This is a genomic window from Pseudovibrio sp. SCP20 (assembly GCF_057774105.1).
On sequence record NZ_JBYMDH010000001.1, the window covers coordinates 1,593,682 to 1,617,489 of the forward strand.

Sequence of the window (23,808 nt, forward strand, 5' to 3'; positions counted from 1 at the left end):
CACCCATGCATTCCGTCAACTCTCCCAAGCATACTCCAGTTGATCAGAGCCAACTCCAGAACGACGTAAGTGCACAACGAAACTCTGCTCCAGAAAAATCAGAGAAGTTAGAAGCACGCGGCGTGACCGCGGATGTACAAAAAAGTTCAACCCAGCCAATAACAAGCAACGCAAAACCTCTGGACACCGCCGCAACTGAAACGCTCGCAAACCGGATAAAGCCACCGAGCGCAGACAGTTCCCAAACCTCAGCACCAACATCTTCCTCTGCCCCTTATGAGGCAGACCGCACCGCACTGGAACAATCCGCAAAACGCCTGGGCGCAGGTGCTTTCGGAGACGTCTATCTGATCAAGCAGGACGGCAAGTCCTTCGCGTTCAAGGTAGCCAGCACGGAAGCCGGTTGGGAAGCGTTGCAGCGCGAGGCGAAGGTTTACAGCGACATTGCCAAAGTCGGGCCACATGACAATGTGGTCAAGAGCATGGGCATTGTGGAAGTTCAGGGCGTACAGGGCTTGGCCATGGAATACGTGGAGGGCTGCGAAGCGGGCAAGCTCTTCACCACGGCAGAAAATTTGTACACCAGCAACAAACTCAGCCACTCCCAGTACTGGGGCACCGTTCAGTTCATCATGCGCGATGTGCTCAGCGGCGTTCAGCATCTGGCAGAAGCTGGCATCAGCCACAGCGACATCAAGGGCGGCAACCTGCTCTATGATAAGGAAAGTCAGGCGATCAAGATCGTCGACTTTGGCAGCGCTGCGACAATCGGCAAAGACCCTGTCACCATCGGCACCCCATCCCACTCTGCACCGGAAGCGCTCCTGTCACTTCCACAGCGGGAGGGAGAAAAGGCCCGTGCCAATGAGAAGCAGGACACCTTCGCTGTTGGTCAAATGACCTATCGCGCTGGTGAACATGCTGAAAACCTGTTTGGCGCCCAGAACAACGGCGATCAGGCAGCCCTCGGTTACTCCATGCATTCCCAGCTGCGCGACATTGAACGTCGTGATGAAACACTTGAGTATCAGGCACTCAATGAAACCAGTGATCCAAAACTGGCAAACACAGCTGGTCACTACGGCAAAGGCGGCGAAACAGCCTATGTGGAGTTTGTAAACCTCTCCACCCTGCTCGACATCGACGTCCGCGGCACGGCAGAGGAGCTCCTGAAAACCAACTTCATCTCAGACCCGCTGTGTCAGCCGGATGAAGCCCGCCAGGTGATCTCAGGCCTCATGACCAAGATGGAAGAAGACCATCAAGCCGAACTCGCCGCCCTCATGGGCCGAGCCTGACAGGCACCACCTTGATAAAGAGAAGAAGCCGGCCTTTGGGTCGGCTTTTTTGTTGGGCAGTTCATCTTGCTTTCATTTGACAAAAATCCATCCCTCACACCTAAGCCCCTCTTAACAATCATAAAAGATAGCAGCGCCCAGCGGCTCAAAATCACAGCATCCCAGACAATGCCCATGCATAATTGAAAGGAAATGGAGCCAGCACCGGAGTGATCCATGCCGAAAGTGACGGGAGATGGAAACGAGCCCCCACCCGATCTTCCACCCGAGGTCGATCAATGGGCGGATCAGATGTGCGACCTCCTCGGCGTCAATCCGCAGGAGATAACAGAACCTGATGAGCCTATCGAAGAAGCTGGCATAGGCGACAGCTGGCTTAAGCCTCCGCCATCAGAGACCGGAGACGAGGACAGCTGGCTTAATGCACCAAGTTCCACCCCCGAACTCGACAGCTGGATGTACGACACCGACCCCACAAACCTCGTGGACGGAGCTCAGACACTGCAAGTTGACACCAGCAAACTGGAAAAGATCGGCAAACGTCTGGGGGCCGGAGCATACGGTGAGGTCTTCCGCATCAAGGAAGATGGCAAGGACATCGCCTTCAAAGTTGCCCACACCGTCGAAGCGCAGGCCGCCCTTGAGAAAGAAGCCGAGATCTACGAAAAAATCGCAGCAGCAGGCCCACATAAAAACGTCATTACCTCTCAGGGCATGCGAGAGGTGGAAGGCATCAAAGGGTTGGCGATGGATTATGTTGAGGGGTGCGACGCCAGCAAGCTCTTCAGCGCTGCCGAGCGGTTCTACAAGCAAAATAAGATCAGCCACACCGAGTACTGGGGCGCGATCCAGAACATGCTCAGAGAAGCATTGGAGGGCATCCAGCACATCGCCAAGGCAGGCGTCAGTCACAGTGACATCAAAAGCGGCAACCTGCTCTTTGACGAGAAGACCCAAACCCTCAAACTATGCGACTTTGGCCGCGCCGCAATCATAGGGGAAGACCCTGCCACCATAGGCACTCCCGCCCTGTCTGCACCAGAAGCTATCAAAACCTTGCCGCTGGAAGGGGTTCCCGGCGAAGACCAGCGCCCTCGCGCCAATGCCAAACAAGACACATTCGCCGTGGGCCAGATGGCTTACAAGTCGGGAGAAAAATCCGAACATCTATACGGCGCCAGAAACCCGGGCGACACCCACGCCCTCACCTACATGCTCTGCACAAAGATCGAAGAACTGGAAGCCGCAGGCCGGGATAAAGACTACCGGGCGCTCACCCCCACGGATGATCCCAAACAGGCCGGAACAGCAGGCCACTACGGCAAAGGCGGCAAAACCGCTTATGTGGACTTTGTCAACGAAGCCACCCTCATGGACATTGGCGCTCGCGGCTCAGCTGAAGATCTGCTGACCAGCAAGTTCCTCTCCGATCCTTTGCTCCAACCAGAAGAAGCTCAGAAAGTCCTGACAGGCCTCATCACGCGTATGAAACAGGAAGAAAACGCCGAAAAAGCCGCGCTCAACAAGTCAGCCAGCAAGAAACCGTGAGACATGGAAGGCTTCAAAGACATTTTAATCGCATCCCTCCAATTGGATATACTGGATCAACATCCGCACTGACTACACTCAAGAGGTGAACACAAACCTCTGAAGACCGGCAGCATGACCAAATCTCCGCGCGCCCTCCAGACACCAACGGACGAGACCGCCAATCAGGATGCCCAGATTGGCATGTGGGCTGACAATGTCATCACCCTCCTCGGCCTCAGTGAAACGCCCCCCGACAGCGGACAAACAGAACCCGACTTTGACCAACCGCCCGCCGCAAGCCGGTTCACCGTATCAGATGTCTTAGAGGACAGCTCTTCAGAAGAAGAGAACAATGACGAGTTGGAACCAACACCGACTACCACAACCGCCCCTACCAGCCGCTTCACCGTAAGCGACGTTGTAGAAGACAGCTCCTCTGAAGATGAGGAAAGCGAAGAAGAGCCAGAACCAACCTCCACAACCGCCGCCGCCAGCCGCTTCACTGTCAGTGACGTCGCAGAAGAAAGCTCCTCTGAGGATGAGGAGAGCGAGGACGAGCCGGAATCAATCACCACAGCCGCCCCTGCCAGCCGCTTCACCGTCAGCGACGCCGTGGAAGACAACTTCTCCGAGGATGAGGAAAGCCCGTTGGCGACACTGCCGCTTCCTTCCGATAACCTCAAACGCGCCAAACGGTTGGGGGCTGGGTCTTTTGGGGAGGTCAGCCTGTTCACCGATGAGCAAAGTGGCAAGTCCATTGCGTTCAAGACGGCCCGCTCCCAGAAAGGCAAGGACGCCCTACAGAAGGAGGCGCAGATCTACGGCAAGCTCATGGCCGCCGGTCCGCACAAGAATGTGGTGCAATGCTATGGCATGCACGAGATCGACGGCGAGACAGGCCTTGCCATGGAGTATGTGGAAGGCTGCGAGGCAGATGACCTGTTTCAGGGCGCTGAAGAACTCTACCGCGACAACAAACTCAGCCACGCCCAATATTGGGGCGCTCTGCAATTCATGGCCAATGAAGTGATCGATGGCCTGAAGCACATCAACGCCGCTGGCATCAGCCACAACGACATCAAAGGCGGCAACATCCTGTTCGATCAAAACAGCCAGTCTCTTAAGATCGCCGACTTCGGCTTTGCAGGTGTCATCGGCGAAGACCCGCTGGACTTCGGCACACCTGAGTACTCCAGTCCCGAAGCCATTGCCGCGGCCTTTGAAGATGAAGACAAACGCGACCGCCTGGACGACAAGCAGGATGGCTACGCTGTGGGTCAAATGGTGTTCGGTGGCGGCGAAGGTGAGTTCAATCTGCTGGATGCGCCCGATTGCGACAACCCTTACGCCTTTGCACTTCATGTTGTCCGTAAACTAAGCAACTCAAAAAGCCAGAATTCGGGAGCCGATGAAAAAGACAGCTCAAACAGCGAGTACAAAGCCCTTAAGCCCACAGACGATCCGGATCTGGCAGCAGAACCGGGCTATTACAATGAAAGCTATGAATCGGAGTACGCCCGCTTCGTCAACAATGCCATGCAGATCGACCCGAAAAAGAGAAGCAGTCTGGACGATATGCAGCAAAGCGAGTTCTTAAAAGACCCACTCCTCCAGCCAGAAGATGCCAAAGGCGTGCTGGAGCTGATCCGGAAACAAAGCAGCTCCTGATCTACGCCGAAAAGGCTCAAGCTTCTAACGGTTGGACTTGGGCTTCCCGGCACCTTTTGTTTTCTTAAGCTCCTCAGGCCGCTCATCACTGGCAATCACCACATCCTGCGGCTGAGACAGCTCAATCAGGTTCCCATCCGGATCTCTTATATAAACGGATAGAATGGGCGAACTGGCCCCGGTCCGGAACACCGGCCCCTCAACGATGGTCACAGACGCAGCACCCAGCCGTGCTATGGCCGCATCAAGGCTCTCCACCAGAAAGCACAGATCAGCCGTGCCCGGCATCTGCTCCTTGGCTAAAGGCTCCTGCGAAACATCAATGGGTTGAAGGTTGATCTTCTGCTGGCCAAAGTGCAGCGCCCGCCGCCCGCCTCCGAATATGATTTCCTCCATACCCAGCACGTCCTGATAGAAACGACTGGTACGTTCAACATCATGAACGGTAAGCACGACATGGTCGAGAGAAACCAACCTCATCACTCGCTCCTTTAAGCGCACTCCCTCAAGAGACTTGATCAGAGCGCACGAGAAACTGCATCAGCTTTTGCTGTTCCAACCATAACCCTGCCTTGCACAGGGAACCAACACCTAGTTTCTGGCGAGATGAACAAAAGGTACACTGCCTATTTTTTAACCATCCTGCGCAGTGTTTGTGCACCAGATATATTTCAGATGCACTTTCCCATTAGTATTGAGGGAGAGGAATGCCCGCTTTTGTGGCTTTTTAAGAAAATTTCAAAACTGGCACGGTTTCTGCATTCATATTTCCGTAAGTTTTGAATCGCGAACTTTCTGCACACGCACTGGTCATTTTAAAGAGCATGCCAGACCAGCCGCGGAGCAGATACAAGACGAACTGAGAGTGTGACGACCATGAAGAAAATTGAGGCGATCATTAAGCCGTTCAAACTGGATGAAGTGAAAGAAGCACTTCAGGAGGTTGGCCTTCAGGGGATCACCGTTACCGAGGCAAAAGGTTTTGGCCGCCAGAAAGGCCATACGGAACTCTACCGCGGCGCTGAATACGTGGTCGACTTCCTGCCAAAGGTAAAGGTGGAAATCGTACTCAATGACGATCTTGTCGACAAAGCTGTCGAAGCTATTCGCGACGCAGCACAAACCGGTCGTATCGGTGACGGTAAAATCTTCGTCTCTTCCATCGAAGAAGCCATCCGTATCCGTACCGGTGAGACCGGCGAAGACGCCGTTTAAGTAATTCCTTAGGGATAAATGGGGGACCGGTGACGAGTTGGGGGGAACAGTCCCGCGTAGTTTGGTCTTCAACAGTATAACACGACGCCACTGGCGAATTTATAAGAGGAATAGGAAGTTATGACGACCTCCGCTGATGTCTTGAAAGAAATCCAGGAAAAAGACGTAAAGTTCGTAGATCTTCGTTTTTCTGATCCGCGCGGCAAGCTGCAGCATGTCACCATGGATATCTCCCAGGTGAATGAAGACATGTTCGCTGAAGGCGTTGCATTTGACGGTTCTTCCATCGGTGGTTGGAAAGCAATCAACGAATCCGACATGATGCTGATGCCAGATCCGGAAACAGCTCACGTCGACCCATTCTTCGCACAGTCCACCATGTCCATCTTCTGTGACGTTCTCGACCCACGCACAGGTGAAGGTTACAACCGTGACCCACGCATGACTGCAAAGCGTGCAGAAGCCTACGTGAAAGCATGTGGCGCTGGTGACACCGTGTTCGTTGGCCCGGAAGCTGAATTCTTCATCTTCGACGACGTTCGCTTCGCAGCAGACCCATACAACACCGGCTTCAAGCTGGACTGTTCCGAACTGCCATCCAACATGGACAGCGAGTACGAGTCCGGTAACCTCGGTCACCGTCCACGCACCAAAGGTGGTTACTTCCCGGTTCCTCCAATCGACAGCTGTCAGGACATCCGCTCTGAAATGCTGACCGTTATGTCTGACATGGGCGTTAAGGTTGAAAAGCACCACCACGAAGTGGCAGCTGCTCAGCACGAACTCGGCATGCAGTTCCAGACCCTGACCACTTGTGCTGACCACATGCAGATCTACAAGTACGTGGTTCACCAAGTTGCTCACGCGTATGGCAAGTCCGCAACCTTCATGCCTAAGCCAGTCTTCGGCGACAACGGCACCGGCATGCACTGCCACTTCTCCATCTGGGACGAAGGCAAGCCAACTTTTGCTGGCAGCCAGTATGCTGACCTTTCCGAGAACGCTCTGTACTTCATCGGCGGCATCCTGAAGCACGCGAAATCTCTGAACGCGTTCACCAACGCGTCCACCAACTCCTACAAGCGTCTGGTACCGGGCTATGAGGCTCCAGTTCTTCTGGCATACTCTTCCCAGAACCGTTCCGCATCCTGCCGTATTCCATTCACCTCTTCTCCAAAAGGTAAGCGCGTTGAAGTTCGCTTCCCGGATCCAACAGCAAACCCATACCTGGCGTTCGCTGCACAGCTGATGGCTGGCCTTGATGGTATCAAGAACAAGATCCATCCTGGTGATGCAATGGATAAGAACCTGTACGATCTGCCAGCAGAAGAACTCGCCGAGATCCCAACTGTTGCAGCATCTCTGCGTGAAGCTCTGGAAAGCCTCGATGCAGACCGTGAGTACCTCAAAGCAGGTGGCGTGTTCGACGACGACCAGATCGACGCATACATCGAACTGAAGATGGAAGAAGTTCTGCGTACAGACATGACCCCTCATCCAGTTGAGTTCGACATGTACTACTCTGTCTAATCTATGAAGGGGCTGTTTTAACTCCAATGCACCCCGGGCGTATCTCCAAGCGGATAAGCCCATCAAAAACAGTCCCGTCATTTAGACACAATAAAACCCCGACTGGCCCCAGTCGGGGTTTTATTTTTTTAAGAGCACGCTGCCTGATCACATCAGACGATACAAAGCTGCATCAGACAGGCTTACCAGCCACCCTCACGCATCTCCGCAGAGATCTCCAGACGCACACGGTCGCTGGTCAGCGGCGCAAACATGCCCACACCAAAATCACTGCGCAGGATCTCACCTTTGCCCTCTACGCCAATCCACTGGCCCTGATAGTAGTCAAAGAAGCTGCCAAGCGGGTGCGGGCCATTGTGATTGAGCTTAAAGTCCAGCTCCACCGGATGCTTCTGATCCTTGATGGTCAGATCTCCTACCAGCGTGACACCTGTCGCACTGGTCTGCTTCACACTCGTGGAAACAAAGGTAATCTCCGGATACTTCTCTACATCGAAGAAGTCAGAGTTCTTCATATGCTCATCCAGCGCCTCAACACCCGTATCAATGCTGGCAGGGTCAATGACCACGGAAACTTTGGTCTCTTCAATCTTTTCCGGATCAAACTCCACGTCGCCACTAATAACCTTCCACTCACCGGACTGCTCGCTTAACCCCGCATGATTGTAGTAAAAGCGAACCTCCGTATGCGTCGGGTCAAACTTGTAGCTTGCAGCCTGCGCCGATGCGGTGAATGCAAGTGATGCCGCAACAACGGCAAATTTTGTGAAATGCTTCATGCTGTTTCCTACCTCATATCCCTGTCTGCCACATAAAAACTGTAGCTTTTCATAGGCGCACATCCATTAACTTATTGATTTATAGTCAATTAATATATATGCATGTATATACATCTAAATGAATAGAAACACGTTTCAAGTCCTGAATGCGAAAATAACGAGGATGTGATGTCTGTCAGCAAAGAGTCAGTCTCTCTCTGGATCGCCCTAAACCGGGTGCAAAAGACCATCTACACGGAGATTGAGAGCGCCTTTAAAGCAGAAAGATTTCCCCCTCTGTCATGGTACGACATCCTCTGGGAGCTGGAGAACGCACCGGACGGCCTGCGCCAGTTCGAGCTGGAAGAACGCGTCCTCTTCCAGCAGGCCAACCTCTCCCGCGTCATCCAGTCTCTCGCCAAGGCAGCACTGGTCGAAAGCAAACCGGCCCCAAAAGACAAACGCGGCAAGACCCTCTACATCACCGGGAAGGGAAAAGACCTCCGCGCCCAGATGTGGCAAACCTACGAACGCATGCTGATAGAAAAGCTTGACACCAAAGTCAGCCCGGACAACGCCACACAGCTGGCAGAAGCTCTCAAAACGCTGCTTTAGATTTTTTCAGCGACCATGGGAGGCTGGTACCAAAAAGCTTCCGAAGGGCATCACAACCGTTTCAACACAGCAACGCAGAAAAACACAAAAGAACGCAAACCAACGCACATATGAGCGCAAGGGGAATATGTCATCACCCCGTCACGAAACTGCGTTTAAGTGCAGCGAGGTTATCAGCAACTGACCGTGCTGATTAGACCCGCATACCTTTTAAAGGCGGCCTTCTAAGGTCGCCTTCTTTTTACACTTTTTCAAAAAGTGAAATGATCAGAGCAAACCGGCACTAACTATTTTCTCCCCCTTCTCTTGAAAGAAAAGCCGACCGTTCCTACGTTAGGAACAGGTCAACAAAAGGAGAGCCAATGACTCCACCGGACCTGCATGTTGTACGGTGTTTATAAAGGCAATTCGGCACTTATGAAGACCCTCTGCAGGATGCCACAATATATCGGCACTACAAAACGGCCTGAACGACTGAGCGTCATCAGGCGGTAAGCAAGGATCGAACCCGGACGTACAAGGGCGAGAAATCATATAAGGCGCCCAAGCATATAGCCTTGAAACGGTAAATCGCGGCGATCCAACCAGAAAAGCAAGACCCCGTTAGAGCCTTCGAGAAGGTCACGGGGTTTTCTTTTGGCCATTGCAATGTGCTTGCTCCCCTCTAAAATATACTATTCACATTCATATTTTAGAGATTCTGGTGATGACAACAGCCGATACCATTGAACTTCTCCCCACGTTCCCTTCCCTCAACATCCAGGAAACAAAGGCGTTTTACGCAGGACAACTGGGCTTTACCAACATCGTGTATGAGCGCGACGACTTTCTGATTCTGAGAAGAGACAATCTGGAAATTCACTTCTGGCTCACCACAGAAAAGCACCTCTGCGAAAACAGCAGTGTGTATTTTCGCGGTGGCCCAATCGCAGCCCTTCACGAGGAATTCCGCAAACTCGGCCTTCCAGAAGACGGCAAAAGCGAACCCCGCCTCACTCCACTCGCCAAACGTCCCTGGGACATGGAAGAATTCTACATCCACGACCCACACGGTAACCTGCTGAAATTCGGTCGCATTCCGCTCTGAACCTCAAAAGAGCCACTTCGCCACACGCCGTTGCAGCACCACTCCCTCACAGCAACCACACAATTTACCCGCACAATCCCAAATGCCCCGCATCCCTTTTGGGCTTTCCAGAAAAAACGAGTGAATCCCGGCAAAAACTCAGGTATAGACCTTTCAACTTGGAAATACTCAGTAAATTGAACAGGCTTGACCAATGAGCTCATATAAATCCGAATTTATGCGGACAATGGAAGAACGCGGTTTTCTGCACCAACTCTCCAACGCCGAAGGGCTGGACGAGCTGTGCGCCAACGAGACCGTCACCGCATATATTGGCTTTGACTGTACCGCGAGCAGCCTGCACGTCGGCTCCCTTGTGCAGATCATGATGCTCTATTGGTTCCAGCAGGCTGGTCACCGCGCTATCACCCTGATGGGCAGTGGTACAACCCGCGTTGGTGATCCAACAGGCAAGGATGAGAGCCGTAAGGTTCTGACCGATGAAACCATCGAAGACAACAAGAACGGCATCAAGCAAGTCTTTGAAAAATTTCTGAAGTTTGGTGACGGCCCATCTGACGCAATGATGATGGACAACGCCGACTGGCTCCTGAAACTCAACTACATGGACTTCCTGCGCGACGTCGGCCGCTACTTCTCTGTCAACCAGATGATCCAGCGCGACAGCGTACGCCTACGTCTGGAACGCGAGCAGCACCTGTCGTTCCTCGAGTTCAACTACATGCTGCTGCAGGGTTACGATTACCTCGAAATCCACCGCCGTACCGGCTGTCGCCTGCAGATGGGCGGCTCTGACCAGTGGTCCAACATCCTCTCTGGTGTAGATCTTGGTCGTCGCCTCGCAGACAAAGAACTCTTCGCTCTCACCACGCCGCTGCTGACCACCGCATCCGGCGCAAAGATGGGCAAGACCGCTGCTGGCGCCGTATGGCTCAACGCTGACATGCTCAGCCCATATGACTACTGGCAGTTCTGGCGCAACACCGAAGATGCTGACGTAGAGAAGTTCCTGAAACTCTTCACTATTCTGCCAATGGACGAAATCAAGCGTCTGGCAGCTCTGGAAGGCGCTGGCATCAACGAAGCCAAGAAGGTTCTGGCAACTGAAGCAACCGCCCTGCTCCATGGCCGTGAAGAGGCTGAAAAAGCCGCTGAGACCGCTCGCAAAGCCTTTGAAGAAGGTGCGAACGCTGCTGGTCTGCCAACCATTGAGATCGCAGCTGCAGAGCTGAACGACGGCATCGGCATCCTCAACGTGTTCGTAACCGCAGGCCTGTGCACCTCCAACGGTGAAGTCCGCCGCAACATCAAAGGCGGCGCTGTTCGCATCAACGATAAAGCGGAACAGGATCACACACGCGAGATCACCGAAGCGGACCTGACCGACGACGGCGTCATCAAGCTGTCCCTCGGCAAGAAAAAACACGTTCTTGTTAAGCCAGTCTAACCGACTGACAGCACAAAGAATTCAGAGAAGCCGGGTCACAACGCCCGGCTTTTTCTTTGCTCACAAAACAGCGCAAGTTTAACCAATTACGCGCAGAAACTTGCACTCAGAACTAGGCTCCTTCCAGTACCCTCTACTCAGGAATGACGGAGCAAATCCATGGTCCTGCAGAACTGGAACGCACAGCAGTATCTCAAACACGCCGCCTATGTCCCCGACTTCGGGCAGGATGCGCTTGAGCTGCTCTCTGTAGAGCCGGGAGAAATCATTCTGGATCTTGGCTGCGGTGAAGGCACACTGGCTGCACAAATCCAAAACCGCGGCGCACTCGTCACCGGCATCGACACCGCAGAGGACATGCTCAGGCAAGCCAATGAGAAAGGCATCAAAACCCTGCTCATGTCCGGCGAAAAGCTTGAGTTTGAAAATGAGTTCAACGCTGTCTTCTCCAACGCCGCCCTTCATTGGATGCAGGACTACAAAGGCGTCATTCGCGGCGTTGTCAAAGCCCTGAAACCGGGAGGTAGGTTTGTGGGTGAAATGGGCTGCGACCGAAACTGCCGGATCATCCGCTCTGCAATGGAAAATGTGTTTGCCGAGAACAGAGATTTCGGTCCCTACAAAAGCCCCTGGATCTTCCCATCCCCTAAGACTTATATGCACGCTCTGAAAGAGGCAGGGTTTTCGCTCACCTATCACACGGAGATAGAACGCAGAACGCCGCTGGAAACGGGCATGAAGGGCTGGTTGGAGCTCTTTACCGGCAGCCTGACAGAAGAGCTCAGCGAGGCACATAAAAAACGGTTTTACAAAGAGACGATCAAACGCCTGAAACCAGATCTCTATTCAAAAGAAAAAGGTTGGGAAGCAGACTACGTGTGCATGCGCTTCGCAGCCTACCTCCCTGTCAACACTACTTAAACTCAAAGATCCGGCGGAACACGCCCGGCGCAATCGCTGAGACCGGATTGACCTGGAACTGAGGCTTCTCGAAAGTGCCATCCAGCTTGTAAGTCACACCAAACAACCCTTCATCGGAAGACCCACCACCAAGAATGAGGCCAATCACAGGCAGTTTGGCGAACAGGTTGTTCAGCGCATAAGCCGGTACAAATGTGCCTGCCATGTCCAGCTTTCGGCTCTTCAGATTAGCGTTTCCACTAAACGTCCCGCCAATAATCGCGCCGCTCAGCGTTCCTTTGGAAACATTCAGCGTATCGCCATTACGGGAGAACTGCATACGCATCTTCTGGAACGATGCCTCACCAGAGTTCACCGCAGCCGAATAGACTTCACTGTTCCGCGACCCACGAATTTCACGAGGTTTGATGCCTTTCAGCGCCTTAATGGCCGGATCTTCTGTGATGGAGAAGTTCGTCACAGTCAGCTGACCAGCCCAGTTGGTATCGCTCGGCATCTGAATATCAACACGTCCGCTACCACCGCGCATGCGCGGGAAGATGTCCATGAAGCGCAGGAATTCACCGGTGTTGTTCAGCTTACCCTTCGCAAAGCGGTGCTTCCCTTCGCCACCAACAGTGAAGTTGAACTGACCACGACTGGAAGTCGCTCCAGAGACTGTAAGATCGACAGGGCTCTCACCACGGAACAACCCGTCTACGCGCACGTTGGACGCCTGAACGCCTCTGTAACCGATCAAACGGCGGAAGCTCAGATCAACCTCAACAACGTCTCTCCTGTCTTTGCTTGCAGACGAACCACCATCACCACCAAAACTATCCAGCAGGGCACGACCATCAAAGCGCTCTGCATTCAGTACGACCTTGTAGCCCCCACCACGCCGCGGGCGCACAGTCATCTTCGCATTGTCATTCGGACGCAAATTGAACGCCGAAAAATCAGCCAGAGATAACTTGCCACTGCTATCAATCTTCAGATTGCCACGCACTTCCACTCCCTCAGAGAGGAACGAGAAGTTATGCAGTGTCTTGGCATTACCAGAGCTGGTCACACGGAAACGCGCAGTTGCACGAACGCCAGGAACCTTACTCCAGCCAACTTCCCTCACATTGATGGAAGCTTTCGCCAGATCCAGCTCAAACACCTGCGCACCGCCGCTATCCTCATAGCTGACCTTGATCGGACCTTTGATGTAATCCTGTAGATCAACGCCGTAGTCTTTCAGATCCTTGGCATTCGCAACAAACGTAACCCCCTGACGGTCCTCACCGCCACTGCCATCACGGCTGGTACTCAGATCGATCTCAGACTGGAAACCGTTGAGCTTGCCCTTACCGGTAATCAGCGTCTGCTTCGTATCTGCCTGAACAATCAGATCTGCATTTTCAATGGTCTGACCTGAAATCTTCGCTTTACTGGTAAAGTCCTTCAGATCTAGATTGGCGCGCCAGTCAACGTCCTTGACTTTCAGGTTCTTAGCAAGAGGGAACGATGCTTCAACGCGTACCTCACCTGTACCGGATAGGTCTGCAGGCACCACACTAAAGCCGTCCAGTGCGTTGATCGGCTCAGAATCTGCAAGTACGCCAAGATCATCTGCCCGACCTGTCACAACAACAGAAAGCTCTGCTGGCTGGATACCAGGCCAAGCAATCTTCTTGATGGCAAACTGAACTTCCGGAACCTTGACGATATTTCCATCCTGCATACGGAAGTGACCGTTGGTGCCAGAGATCGAGAAATCTTCGTTCTCAATCTTCCCTGATCCAGTCAGATCACGCACCACAGGGAGTGAGTTCAGCGCCTTGATGGAGCCATCAATCACATCAAACGTCGCTGTCAGCCCGTTCCCCTGCCAGGCAGGCGTTGCTTTATCACCATCAAAAGCTGCAGGCCCAAGCGCCAAGTCCAGATACACATTGTCGACACGGCCAGGACCAAGATGATTGATTAGCCAGTCGCGGGTTTTTGGAGCTGTAATCGTCGGCCAAACCTGCAGCACCTCACCAAAGCTAAGGCTTGGGGTGTAAACAGAAAGAGCCAAAGATGGCCCCGGCTGACCGTAATAGAATGAACCAGCCACATTGATGTCCGCATCAAGGCCAACCGCCCGTGCTCGCTCAATTGAAATCAGAGAGTTCGCCGGATCAAACGAGCCAGATGCATACGCATCCGGGAAAAGCAGTGGCGGCGAGTTCACATCCGCAGGTGCCAACACGATCTCACGAGAGCCCAGAGAATAGTTCCACTCTGCCCCCTCAGTGACAGGTGGCTGCAACACACCGCCAAACACCACCCGCGTGTTCTTGCGGCGCAGATAAGACCGGCCAACGATAATGTCGGGAGTATCGCGCTGCAGTTTCAGGTCTAGGTACGCTTCATCAACGGTGATGGAGTTGTCTGGTGCAGTGCGAATGAAGATCGGAGAAGTCCGCACATTCATATCTGCGCTAACAAACTCACCCGTCGCCCAAAGCTCAGCGCTGGCTTCAACGGACAAGCGAGTACTGGCCAGTTTATCATCGCGGGCAAAACTGTGTGTTGGCAGCAGGTCACGCAGGGAAGCATCTCGCAGATTAACAGAGATATTGCGAACACCCGTTTCTGGCGTAACGGTCCGTTTCAGATCCCATGACCAATCCCCTTCACGGCCCACGATCTTCGCGTTCACAGCAAAGGAAAGGTCATCCAGCAGCACGGCATTTGCATCAATGCCATCAGCGACGAACTCTTCCCCTTGAGTGTTGATCACCAGTCGGCCGTACTCAATCGCAACCTTTTCAAGGTGCCAGCGCTTAAGTTCCTCAACTGCAATCACACTGAACTTGTCAATCGCAACAACACGGTTCTGAACCCGTGGCAGAGGCTCTGAACCACTTGCCAGTCGAATGGTTGCAGATGGGCGTTCAAGCGCCACACTTGTGATCTCCAGATCACCCGTCAAAAGACCGGAGAGATTGATACCAATCTCAGCCCGGGGCAGCAGAACAGTCGCAGCTGTGCGCCCTTTAACACGAATGAGAGAGTCTTCAAGAATGATGCGGCTGCCATTGTCACCAAACAGGTCAAACTGGGCACTGCCGACCGTGACATTCAGTGCCTTGCTTTCAAACTGACGGATCGCCCAATCCACCAGATAAGGCACAGAAACCGGCCCGCTCATCAAACGGTAACCGCCAAAACCAATCGTCAAAAACAGAAAAACACAAACAACGCCCCAGACAACGCGGCGCTTAAAACGGCGTGTAACCGAAGAGCTTTCAAGCTCTGCTGAATTCCCAACATCAACAGCCAGAATCTTATTCCCTGTTTTAGTAGTCCGTTCGAGTATGCTCGAATCGTAACCTGCGCTAGCATCGCGTGATCACAGGTGCTCTGCAAGATAAATTACTTATCTACACCATGTAGAAAAACGCAGTCCTGAGAGACAAATTGCACACCCCAGGAGCAAATAAAGAATGCCTGATACAAAAGATGCGACACCTTCCTTACCGTTGGAAGGAATGCCGGCACCGGATTTCTCCTTAGCCACAGATTCGCAAGGACAATTCATTTTATCAGAACAAACTGGCCAGTCAGTCGTTGTTTACTTTTATCCTAAAGATGACACGCCCGGCTGCACCAAGGAAGCAATTGCCTTTACCGAACATGCGGCTGAGTTTCAAAAACACAATACTGTTATCATTGGCATTTCGCCCGATACAGCACTAAAGCATGACAAGTTTAAGGCGAAACACGGGCTAACTGTCACACTTGGGGCAGATACCGACAAAGAGGTCTGCGAGGCCTACGGCGTCTGGGTAGAAAAAAACATGTACGGAAAGAAGTACATGGGCGTTGAACGCTCGACGTTTCTCATAGATAAAACGGGCAAGATTGCCAAGATCTGGCGCAAGGTCCGCGTTCCCGGCCACGTCGAAAAGGTTTTGGAAGAACTGAAGAGTCTGAGCCAGTAAAGAATGCCAAAACTACCGGGCAAGAATGAAGCAGATGCGTTTGCTGGACAAGCGCATCTCAACCTCCCTGAATATATCAGTGTAAAGTCGCTCAAGGACGGTGCACGCCAGATCCTGGCGACACCTGATCTGGAGCTGAAAGTCGCACTTGCCTACTATGTGGCCAATCAATGGTTCAAAGGGGCGCTCTCCATTTCAAGAGGATCTGCTGAAAGGCCAATGCCGGACCGCCCGGGCCGCCCGGCCACACCAGAACTACTTCCACCTCGCGATATGCCAAAGCGCGCCGTTGGCGGCAAAAACGGCAAAGTCGCCCTGCTCCACTCCTTGGCCCATATCGAGCTGAATGCCATCGATCTCACCTGGGATCTGATAGGCCGCTTCACGCATGTACCAATGCCGCGCTCTTACTACGATGATTTCGTCCGCGTAGGCCTGGAAGAGGCAAAGCACTTCACACTCATTCAGGAACGACTGACAAAGCTTGGCGCAGCGTATGGCGACCTCCCTGCCCACGATGGACTATGGCAGGCGGCTCAATCCACCGGTAAGGATCTGTTGGCCCGTCTGGCAATCATCCCACTGGTGCTGGAAGCACGCGGTCTCGACATCACACCATCCATGATCGAGAAGGCCAACGCCACGGGGGATGAAGACACAGCCAGTGTGCTGAATGTGATCTATCGGGATGAAAAAGGGCACGTTGCCTTTGGAGCAAAGTGGTTCCGCTTCATGTGTGACCGCCAACGCGTCCGCCCGGAGCCACGTTTTCAACAGCTCGTAAAACAGCATTTCAAAGGACCACTGAAGCCCCCGTTTAATGACAGGGCAAGATCTGAAGCTGGCCTCACCCCGGGCTTCTACCGCCCGCTCATCAAATTGACCTAATGATACACCGCACTTAGACTTTATTAACCATAACTAACTTTAATCGAATTTAACAAATCATTTCCAGTAGGCAAACTGAGCAAGTGGTCATCCGATGAAACTTTCTAGGTGCAGTGAGTTTTCCAGCAATTACAGTCAATTGAAGTTGGATGGTCCAATGTGGCTTTCCCGCATCACATCTGAGCTGCGCTCAATTCCGCCTGTAGCCTATTGGATTTCCGGTCTCGCTGCCACGGCTGTGGTCTCTGCAGTATTAGCAAGCAGCTTTCAGCAGTCTCTCAGCGAGATACGACTTAATTCAACATTATCCAGAGAAATAGCTCTCCGTGAAAACTATGAAAGCGAAATCCGGGACCTCAAATTTCAGCTTGGAGAGCTGAGAGGCCGTATGGATCAGGACGCTTCTGGTTTGAGCGCTCCAGCCCGTAAACAGCAAGAACTCTTGCTGCGCCAGTTCAGAGAAATCGAAGCTCTGGTAACACTGGCGGAGCAGTCCAATCTCGTCCTTTCCGCAATCCCACCGTCCCCAAAGCGCAAACCGCTCAAGAGCACAACAACTACAGCTCCAACAGCAAGTCTGTCCTACGCGCCGCAGCAGAACAGCTCTGCACCGCTGGATATTCTGGGCACTCTGTCGGGGAAAAAGGCCGCTGCTGAGCAACAAGCAGCAACACACAAAGATTTCTACTCCAAGCAAGCTCAAGGCCAACTTCTGCTGACGGCTTACACGCAAGCCGCACTGGATGACATCAAACGGGCCAACACCCTACTCAAGAAAGCTGGTGTCTCTCAGCCAGTGTTTGTCACACCTCGCTCTTCTGCTGGTGGCATCTATCAGGACATTGGAACGGCTGATCTCGACAGCAGCATGATTGCTGCCCGCCGGATCATCGAGCAACGCATTGAGTTGAACGCGAAGGTAGATGCGCTCCCATTCGGGCGGCCGCTGAACAGCTTTAACATCTCCAGCCCTTATGGGGCACGCACCGATCCATTCCTCGGCAAACCGGCAATTCACACCGGGCTCGATTTCAAAGCCAGCCGCGGTACCCCTGTGAAAGCAACCGGCGCTGGAATCGTCTCACTATCTCGCTACAACGGCGGCTATGGTCTGTCTGTAGAGATCGTTCACGACAATGGCCTGATCACCCGCTACGCCCACATGCAAAAGCTTTTGGTAAGTGAAGGTCAACGCGTCAACATGGGCGATATGGTCGGCACAGTCGGCAACACCGGCCGATCCACAGGCCCTCATCTTCACTACGAAGTGCGCCTGAACGGCAAACCAGTCAACCCAATGCGCTTCATCCGCACAGGAGACAGACTGGCGGCGATCTTCCGCCCTAAACAGCAAACCAAGGTCGCCCTCAACCTGCCGTGATATTCATTACCATGGAAAACAAAGAGCCCCGAAACTAAGTTCCGGGGCTTTTCTCATTCATTGCAGTAGATAAGATTTAGTCCAGATCTTCAACCGCAGCTGGCGCATTGCCGAAGGCGCGGTGCGCGAGCGTTGCTTCCATGAACTTGTCCAGATCACCGTCCAGAACGTCAGAAGGCGCAGTGCTTTCAACACCGGTCCGCAAATCCTTCACCAGCTGGTATGGCTGCAGAACGTAAGAGCGGATCTGGTGGCCCCAACCGATATCGGTCTTGGAGGCAGCATCCTTGTTAGCCTGCTCTTCACGGCGTTGCAACTCAGCTTCATAAAGACGCGCACGCAGCATGTCCCACGCAGTAGCGCGGTTCTTATGCTGAGAACGTTCGCTCTGACACTGAACAACAATACCAGTCGGATTGTGCGTAATACGAACAGCAGAGTCAGTCGTGTTCACGTGCTGACCACCTGCACCAGACGCACGGTAGGTATCAATGCGGCAGTCGGCCTCATTAATCTCGATATTGATGCTGTCATCAATAACCGGATAAACCCAGACAGACGCAAAGGACGTATGACGGCGCGCGTTGGAGTCATATGGGGAGATACGAACCAGACGGTGGACACCCGCTTCGGTCTTCATCCAGCCATAGGCATTCTCACCCTTCACAAGCAAAGTCGCAGACTTGATGCCAGCTTCTTCACCGTCGTTGTATTCCATCAGCTCAACTTTGTAGCCGTGCTGTTCGCCCCAACGACGATACATACGCAGCAACATGCTGGCCCAGTCCTGGCTCTCCGTACCACCCGCACCAGAGTTGATCTCGATGTAAGTGTCGTTGCCATCTGCTTCACCGGAAAGCAGAGACTGCAACTGAAGCTTGTTGACCTGCTCAAGCATAGCCTTCAGAGCACCCTCAGCCTCGTCAACGACAGACTGATCGTCCTCCATCTCGCCCATTTCAATCAGTTCCTGATTGTCAACGAGATCCTGCTCAAGCTTGCGAACGCCGTTGATGCTGTCATCAAGTTGCTGTCGTTCACGCATAAGTTTTTGCGCATTCGTCGGGTCATTCCAAAGATCTGGATCTTCAGAAAGCGCATTGAGTTCATCTAGACGGACAAGTGCGACGTCCCAGTCAAAGATGCCTCCTCAGCAGGCTTATGGCCTGCTTGATTTCGTCGACGATGGCCTCCATTTCGGCGCGCATCGGATACCTCACTGTTTTGAAAAAACTTTAATGCAGTCAATTGTACTGCGTCGGTTGCGAACATAGTCGCAGCAAATCATTTCCGCAATCAGTCAGACCACAGAAACTGTGGGCTGGTCACGCAGTTAGCATGACCAGCCCATGAAGAGTTTTAGTAAAGACCACCGGTACCGGACATAACCGCCCGCCCTGCTTCCGGAGAAAGATCCTGACGGATACCAATCTCATCCTGGAAGCCAATCACAGAGTAACTGTCTGGTGGAGATGTACCCGGCTTGAAGGACTCCAGAATAGTACCCGGAGCGCCTGCAGACGCCCGTAGACCTGTGCGGCGGTTGATGGAAACCAGACGCAAGCCGTTAGGAACGCGGAACTCAAGTGGAGGCGCATCCTGCAGCGCGTCTTTCATGAACGCTGTGAAGATTGGCGCAGCAACCTGACCACCAGTTGCACCTTTACCCATCTTGCGAGGCGTGTCGTAACCAACAAACACACCAACGGTCAGCTCAGGTGTAAAGCCCACAAACCAGGCATCACGCTCGTCGTTGGTGGTGCCAGTCTTACCAGCAACCGGACGACCAACAGCTTTAACGCCTGTCGCCGTACCACGCTGCACCACACCTTCCATCATGGAGGTGATCTGATAAGCCGTCATTGGGTCGAGCACCTGCTCGCGAGTATCGATCAGTTCAGGCTCAGCCTGATTGTCCCAATACTCTTCAGAGCAGTTGGTGCAGACCAGCTGGTCGTTCTGATAGATGGTTTCACCATAACGGTTCTGAATGCGGTCAATCAGAGTTGGCTGCACACGGCGACCACCGTTGGCCATCATGGAGTACGCGGCAGTCATACGCATCACGGTGGTTTCACCAGCACCCAGAGACATGGAGAGCACTGGCATCATGTTGTCATCAATGCCAAAGCTGCGCGCATACTCGGAAACCAGATCCATGCCCATGTCCTGAGCAAGACGCACGGTCATCACGTTTCGGGAAAGCTCAATACCTGTCCGCAGAGTGGACGGACCATAGAACTTGCCGCCGTAGTTCTGCGGCTTCCATGGGTCCTGCCCCGGTCCCTGTTCAATTTCAACCGGCGCATCCAGCACCACAGAAGACGGCGTATAGCCATTATCCAACGCCGCTGCATAAACGAATGGCTTGAAAACAGAACCCGGCTGACGCCAAGCCTGTGTCGCGCGGTTGAACTGGCTCTCTGCATAGCTGAAGCCACCAACAAGCGCGAGAACGCGGCCAGTATGCGGATCCATCGCCACCAGAGCTCCGGAAACCTCAGGAATCTGACGCAGAACATACTTACCGCTTGGCATACGCTGCACATAAACAACATCGCCTGGGTTCAGCACTTCCTGAACATTGCGCGGAGCACGGCCATTAACGCGCGCCCACTTCATGTCGCTCAGGTTTAGATCAGCACGCACGCGCTCGGTAGAAAGTTTGCGGTTCGCAAGGCGCTCCGGACGAAGTCCAACAACAGCCTTCTGATTGCTCACAGAAAGAACAACTGCACTGGTCCACTCAGGAACATCGTTCAGAGTCTGAACTTTGTCGAGAGCAGCGCCCCAGTCGCTGGAAGCGATTTCGATGTTGCCGATCGGTCCACGCCACTTGCCACGCTTATGGTCAAAGTCAACCAATCCATCACGCAGGGCTTTACGCGCTTTCAGCTGCATATCAGGATTAAGAGAGGTCCGAACGGACAAACCGTCCTCATAGAGCTTCTCTTCGCCATATTGAGCAGCCAACTGACGACGCACAGCCTCAGAGAAATACTCAGACCCTCTCACGAGGTTTCCTGTTGGACGCAGTTTCACATCCAGTGGCTTCGCTTTTGCTTCGATGCCTTCCTGAACAGAAACGTAGCCGTTCTCAACCATACGGTCGATCACCCAGTTACGACGCTCAATCGCGCGATCACGATAGCGGTATGGGTGATAGTTGGATGGGCCTTTTGGAACAGCAGCCAGATACGCAATCTCTTGCAGTTCAAGCTCATGAACAGATTTGTCAAACAGGATCAGAGACGCAGCACCAACGCCATATGCCCCTACCCCAAGGTAGATCTCGTTCAGATAAAGCTCGAGGATTTCGTCTTTGGTGAACGCCTGTTCGATGCGCAGAGCCAGCAGCGCTTCTTTAATCTTGCGCTCATACTTCTGCTCACCGGTCAAAAGGAAGTTCTTCGCCACCTGCTGCGTAATTGTAGACGCACCAACAAGGCGGCGACCAGAACCACTGTTGCGCACGTTGGTGATCACCGCACGACCAATGCCCCACGGATCAATACCAATATGCTCATAGAAGTTCTTGTCTTCCGCAGAAAGAAAAGCCTGCTTCACACGGTCAGGAATAGCCTGAATCGGAATAAACAAACGCCGCTCACGCGCGAACTCATACATGAGATGACCATCAGCAGCATGCACACGTGTCATGACTGGTGGTTCGTAATCCTTCAGCGCGGTGTAATCCGGCAGATCCTTGGTTATGTCATTGAGATAAATCCACAGTCCGGCCGCTGCAATCAGCCCCAGAACAACTGAAATCCCAAAGAGATATCCAATGAACTTCAAAAATAATCTCATATTCGGGCTCGTTTGCTTTCCCGCTAAGAATGTTCGAGTCGTGAAGCCAGCATTCCAGAGCCAGTTTCAAACGCCGTTCCTGATGCATTTCCGGTAAAGGGTCAAGAGGTCTTGGCCCGAATGAGTGCAGCAGAACCGAATCCAGACTTCACTGTTACAGTTTGGCACCCAATCGCTTTTCATTATGGCAAAGCTGAGGCAGGAACTTTGGAATTATCCCACCGCAACAGCGACATATACGCACCCGAAAAACAATCAGCCAAACAGCTATTGCTGCGCAATTCTGGCCCGAAAGAAACTGTTCGTTGCCTGAACAATCGCATCCGACACACGTTCCCGCCACTCATCAGAACCTAACATTTTCTCATCCAGATTATTGGAAAGAAATCCTAGCTCGATCAAAACGGAAGGGACATCGTGGCTTTTCAGCACCTGAAACCCCGCAGAACGAAGAGGATTTTTAATAACTGTTGTGGCGCTTTTAAGTTCTTCAACCACCAATCGTGCAAAATGGATCGAAAAATTCTTGGTTTCGCGGCGTGTCAGCTCCACAAGAATGTCCGTAACCTCTTCTGGTTCGTCAGAAAAATCCACACCGCCGATTACATCGGAATAGTTTTCACGTCGCGCCAGAGCTGCCGCCATGCGGTCAGAGGCTTTCTCTGAGAGGGTGTAGATTGAGGCACCACGCGTGGTCTCTGCCCCATTTGTGATCGAATCCGCGTGAATAGAGATAAAAAGGTCAGCATCCTTGCCACGAGCAATCTTGGTGCGCTTGCCAAGAGAAATGAACTTGTCGTCTTCACGGGTTAGATGAACCTGATAGTAGCCAAGTTTATCCAGTTTCTGTTTCAGGAACCGTGCAAAGTTGAGCACAATTGCCTTCTCCAGCGTCCCGTTACTACCCACGGCTCCGGAATCAACGCCGCCATGCCCTGGATCAATAACGATCACCGGCAGGTTGCTGTCAGCAGCTTGCGCAGGCTCCTCAGCCTTTGGTTCATCAGGAACAGAAGCTGTCGTGCCTACCGGCAAAGTCTGCGAAATCGCACGACCAACCGAAGCCTCGAACTCATCAGGGGAAGATTCGGTTAGATCAATCACCAACCGCGTCGGCTGATCCTGAACACCAGGCAGTAGAAAGGTTTTGTCCAACGCCACCGGAGAGTTCAGGTCCAGAACGACACGTGAACGTCCCTTGGAAATGGAGCCATAGCGCCAGGAACGCACAAGTCCCCGCCCCTTCGGCGTAAAATCTCGTGGAAACTCAAAGGTCACAGATGGGAGATCAATCACCAGACGATAAGGGCGAGACAAGAATGATAGGCTATAGCCAACTTCACCATCCATATCGAGAATGAAGCGCGTCCGTGCCAAATCACCGGCAACACGTGCATCCGAGACGACAGAAACTGCATTTTGCGCTGTTGCCGGGCCATTCACTGCGACGACCGCAAGAAGAGAAAACGCAAAACAATAAAAGCTGAGAGCACAGAACTGGAATGCATGACTGATGCGGCTCACCTTTTCACTCCCCTCAATAAACGCTGGCAATTTAGTTTAAATCAAGTTGAACGATTAAATGACGATTAAGCGAAAGTCACCCCGCCAAACCCTTCATTAAGCATTGATTAACAACTGCAGCTTTCGTAGCAACACACTGCCAGATCGATTTTCCCAAGCTTGCCAAGCGTCTCGATGGAT

Annotated in this window: 17 protein-coding genes and 1 pseudogene; 12 read left to right on the forward strand and 6 right to left on the reverse strand. The window is 52.9% G+C overall.

The annotated features are described in order from the left end of the window. Nucleotides 1-5 precede the first annotated feature (5 nt). The 3 genes from AC3CB2_RS07005 to AC3CB2_RS07015 all read left to right on the forward strand — a co-directional run bounded on the left by AC3CB2_RS07005 (nt 6) and on the right by AC3CB2_RS07015 (nt 4,496). Nucleotides 6-1,298, forward strand: a complete 1,293-nt coding sequence (locus AC3CB2_RS07005; RefSeq protein ID WP_352929766.1) for a protein kinase domain-containing protein — start codon at nt 6-8, stop codon at nt 1,296-1,298. A gap of 216 nt (nt 1,299-1,514) precedes the next feature. Beyond that, nucleotides 1,515-2,846 (forward strand): protein kinase domain-containing protein, encoded by a 1,332-nt coding sequence (locus tag AC3CB2_RS07010; protein WP_352929763.1) that lies wholly within the window; start codon nt 1,515-1,517, stop codon nt 2,844-2,846. Nucleotides 2,847-2,960: 114 nt separating this feature from the next. Beyond that, nucleotides 2,961-4,496, forward strand: a complete 1,536-nt coding sequence (locus AC3CB2_RS07015) for a protein kinase domain-containing protein (RefSeq protein ID WP_352929760.1) — start codon at nt 2,961-2,963, stop codon at nt 4,494-4,496. 114 nt (nt 4,497-4,610) lie between these two features. Here the strand turns inward: AC3CB2_RS07015 and AC3CB2_RS07020 are convergent. Continuing rightward, nucleotides 4,611-4,979 (reverse strand): annotated as a pseudogene (locus tag AC3CB2_RS07020) (VOC family protein); the annotation flags it as partial. A gap of 393 nt (nt 4,980-5,372) precedes the next feature. On the opposite strand from AC3CB2_RS07020, the gene AC3CB2_RS07025 reads away from it, so the two are divergent. Further along, on the forward strand, nt 5,373-5,711 hold the full coding sequence (locus tag AC3CB2_RS07025; RefSeq protein ID WP_008547261.1) for a P-II family nitrogen regulator: 339 nt from the start codon (nt 5,373-5,375) through the stop codon (nt 5,709-5,711). A gap of 120 nt (nt 5,712-5,831) precedes the next feature. Then, nucleotides 5,832-7,241, forward strand: a complete 1,410-nt coding sequence (gene glnA / locus AC3CB2_RS07030; protein WP_014285966.1) for a type I glutamate--ammonia ligase — start codon at nt 5,832-5,834, stop codon at nt 7,239-7,241. 182 nt (nt 7,242-7,423) lie between these two features. On the opposite strand, the gene AC3CB2_RS07035 is transcribed toward glnA, so the two are convergent. Then, a complete protein-coding gene (locus tag AC3CB2_RS07035; protein WP_352929756.1) occupies nt 7,424-8,020 on the reverse strand; it encodes a YceI family protein in 597 nt (198 codons plus the stop codon). Between the two features lie 168 nt (nt 8,021-8,188). On the opposite strand from AC3CB2_RS07035, the gene AC3CB2_RS07040 reads away from it, so the two are divergent. The 4 genes from AC3CB2_RS07040 (at nt 8,189) to AC3CB2_RS07055 (ending at nt 12,069) form a co-directional block, all read left to right on the forward strand. Continuing rightward, nucleotides 8,189-8,614 (forward strand): MarR family winged helix-turn-helix transcriptional regulator, encoded by a 426-nt coding sequence (locus AC3CB2_RS07040; RefSeq protein WP_352929753.1) that lies wholly within the window; start codon nt 8,189-8,191, stop codon nt 8,612-8,614. A 706-nt stretch (nt 8,615-9,320) separates the two neighbouring features. Continuing rightward, a complete protein-coding gene (locus AC3CB2_RS07045) occupies nt 9,321-9,701 on the forward strand; it encodes a bleomycin resistance protein (RefSeq protein ID WP_352929750.1) in 381 nt (126 codons plus the stop codon). A 193-nt stretch (nt 9,702-9,894) separates the two neighbouring features. Further along, nucleotides 9,895-11,148 carry a tyrosine--tRNA ligase gene (tyrS, locus tag AC3CB2_RS07050; protein WP_037035782.1) on the forward strand — a complete coding sequence of 418 codons (1,254 nt, stop codon included), beginning with the start codon at nt 9,895-9,897 and terminating at the stop codon, nt 11,146-11,148. Nucleotides 11,149-11,307: 159 nt separating this feature from the next. Continuing rightward, nucleotides 11,308-12,069 carry a class I SAM-dependent methyltransferase gene (locus tag AC3CB2_RS07055; RefSeq protein WP_352929747.1) on the forward strand — a complete coding sequence of 254 codons (762 nt, stop codon included), beginning with the start codon at nt 11,308-11,310 and terminating at the stop codon, nt 12,067-12,069. Here the strand turns inward: AC3CB2_RS07055 and AC3CB2_RS07060 are convergent. Continuing rightward, on the reverse strand, nt 12,062-15,232 hold the full coding sequence (locus AC3CB2_RS07060) for an AsmA-like C-terminal domain-containing protein (RefSeq protein WP_352929744.1): 3,171 nt from the start codon (nt 15,230-15,232) through the stop codon (nt 12,062-12,064). The two genes, AC3CB2_RS07055 and AC3CB2_RS07060, sit on opposite strands and share 8 nt — an antisense overlap. A gap of 295 nt (nt 15,233-15,527) precedes the next feature. Between AC3CB2_RS07060 and AC3CB2_RS07065 the strand changes: the two genes are divergently transcribed. The 3 genes from AC3CB2_RS07065 to AC3CB2_RS07075 all read left to right on the forward strand — a co-directional run bounded on the left by AC3CB2_RS07065 (nt 15,528) and on the right by AC3CB2_RS07075 (nt 18,294). After that, a complete protein-coding gene (locus AC3CB2_RS07065) occupies nt 15,528-16,025 on the forward strand; it encodes a peroxiredoxin (protein WP_352929742.1) in 498 nt (165 codons plus the stop codon). A gap of 3 nt (nt 16,026-16,028) precedes the next feature. Further along, nucleotides 16,029-16,913, forward strand: coding sequence for a ferritin-like domain-containing protein (locus tag AC3CB2_RS07070; RefSeq protein ID WP_352929739.1), 885 nt, complete (start codon nt 16,029-16,031; stop codon nt 16,911-16,913). A gap of 94 nt (nt 16,914-17,007) precedes the next feature. After that, complete coding sequence (locus tag AC3CB2_RS07075) at nt 17,008-18,294, forward strand: M23 family metallopeptidase (RefSeq protein WP_352929736.1); 1,287 nt, start codon at nt 17,008-17,010, stop codon at nt 18,292-18,294. A 76-nt stretch (nt 18,295-18,370) separates the two neighbouring features. On the opposite strand, the gene prfB is transcribed toward AC3CB2_RS07075, so the two are convergent. The 3 genes from prfB to AC3CB2_RS07090 all read right to left on the reverse strand — a co-directional run bounded on the left by prfB (nt 18,371) and on the right by AC3CB2_RS07090 (nt 23,628). Continuing rightward, nucleotides 18,371-19,502, reverse strand: a protein-coding gene (gene prfB / locus AC3CB2_RS07080; protein ID WP_128647353.1) for a peptide chain release factor 2 whose coding sequence is annotated in 2 segments (ribosomal slippage) — nt 18,371-19,432 and nt 19,434-19,502 — 1,131 coding nt in all. Because the reading frame shifts where the segments join, the coding sequence is not laid out codon by codon here. A gap of 151 nt (nt 19,503-19,653) precedes the next feature. After that, entirely contained in the window at nt 19,654-22,104 is a 2,451-nt protein-coding gene (locus AC3CB2_RS07085) for a penicillin-binding protein 1A (RefSeq protein ID WP_352929733.1), read from the reverse strand. A gap of 267 nt (nt 22,105-22,371) precedes the next feature. Further along, the gene (locus AC3CB2_RS07090) at nt 22,372-23,628 is read right to left on the reverse strand and encodes an N-acetylmuramoyl-L-alanine amidase (RefSeq protein WP_352929730.1); all 1,257 of its coding nucleotides are present in this window, start codon (nt 23,626-23,628) and stop codon (nt 22,372-22,374) included. Nucleotides 23,629-23,808 lie beyond the last annotated feature (180 nt).

What these genes read in the sequence shown, in the direction of transcription:
- AC3CB2_RS07005 (WP_352929766.1), top strand. Translation starts at nt 6, where the DNA reads ATGCATTCCGTCAACTCTCCCAAGCATACTCCAGTTGATCAGAGCCAA.
- AC3CB2_RS07010 (WP_352929763.1), top strand. Translation starts at nt 1,515, where the DNA reads ATGCCGAAAGTGACGGGAGATGGAAACGAGCCCCCACCCGATCTTCCA.
- AC3CB2_RS07015 (WP_352929760.1), top strand. Translation starts at nt 2,961, where the DNA reads ATGACCAAATCTCCGCGCGCCCTCCAGACACCAACGGACGAGACCGCC.
- AC3CB2_RS07025 (WP_008547261.1), top strand. Translation starts at nt 5,373, where the DNA reads ATGAAGAAAATTGAGGCGATCATTAAGCCGTTCAAACTGGATGAAGTG.
- glnA (WP_014285966.1), top strand. Translation starts at nt 5,832, where the DNA reads ATGACGACCTCCGCTGATGTCTTGAAAGAAATCCAGGAAAAAGACGTA.
- AC3CB2_RS07035 (WP_352929756.1), bottom strand. Translation starts at nt 8,020, where the DNA reads ATGAAGCATTTCACAAAATTTGCCGTTGTTGCGGCATCACTTGCATTC.
- AC3CB2_RS07040 (WP_352929753.1), top strand. Translation starts at nt 8,189, where the DNA reads ATGTCTGTCAGCAAAGAGTCAGTCTCTCTCTGGATCGCCCTAAACCGG.
- AC3CB2_RS07045 (WP_352929750.1), top strand. Translation starts at nt 9,321, where the DNA reads ATGACAACAGCCGATACCATTGAACTTCTCCCCACGTTCCCTTCCCTC.
- tyrS (WP_037035782.1), top strand. Translation starts at nt 9,895, where the DNA reads ATGAGCTCATATAAATCCGAATTTATGCGGACAATGGAAGAACGCGGT.
- AC3CB2_RS07055 (WP_352929747.1), top strand. Translation starts at nt 11,308, where the DNA reads ATGGTCCTGCAGAACTGGAACGCACAGCAGTATCTCAAACACGCCGCC.
- AC3CB2_RS07060 (WP_352929744.1), bottom strand. Translation starts at nt 15,232, where the DNA reads ATGAGCGGGCCGGTTTCTGTGCCTTATCTGGTGGATTGGGCGATCCGT.
- AC3CB2_RS07065 (WP_352929742.1), top strand. Translation starts at nt 15,528, where the DNA reads ATGCCTGATACAAAAGATGCGACACCTTCCTTACCGTTGGAAGGAATG.
- AC3CB2_RS07070 (WP_352929739.1), top strand. Translation starts at nt 16,029, where the DNA reads ATGCCAAAACTACCGGGCAAGAATGAAGCAGATGCGTTTGCTGGACAA.
- AC3CB2_RS07075 (WP_352929736.1), top strand. Translation starts at nt 17,008, where the DNA reads ATGAAACTTTCTAGGTGCAGTGAGTTTTCCAGCAATTACAGTCAATTG.
- AC3CB2_RS07085 (WP_352929733.1), bottom strand. Translation starts at nt 22,104, where the DNA reads ATGAGATTATTTTTGAAGTTCATTGGATATCTCTTTGGGATTTCAGTT.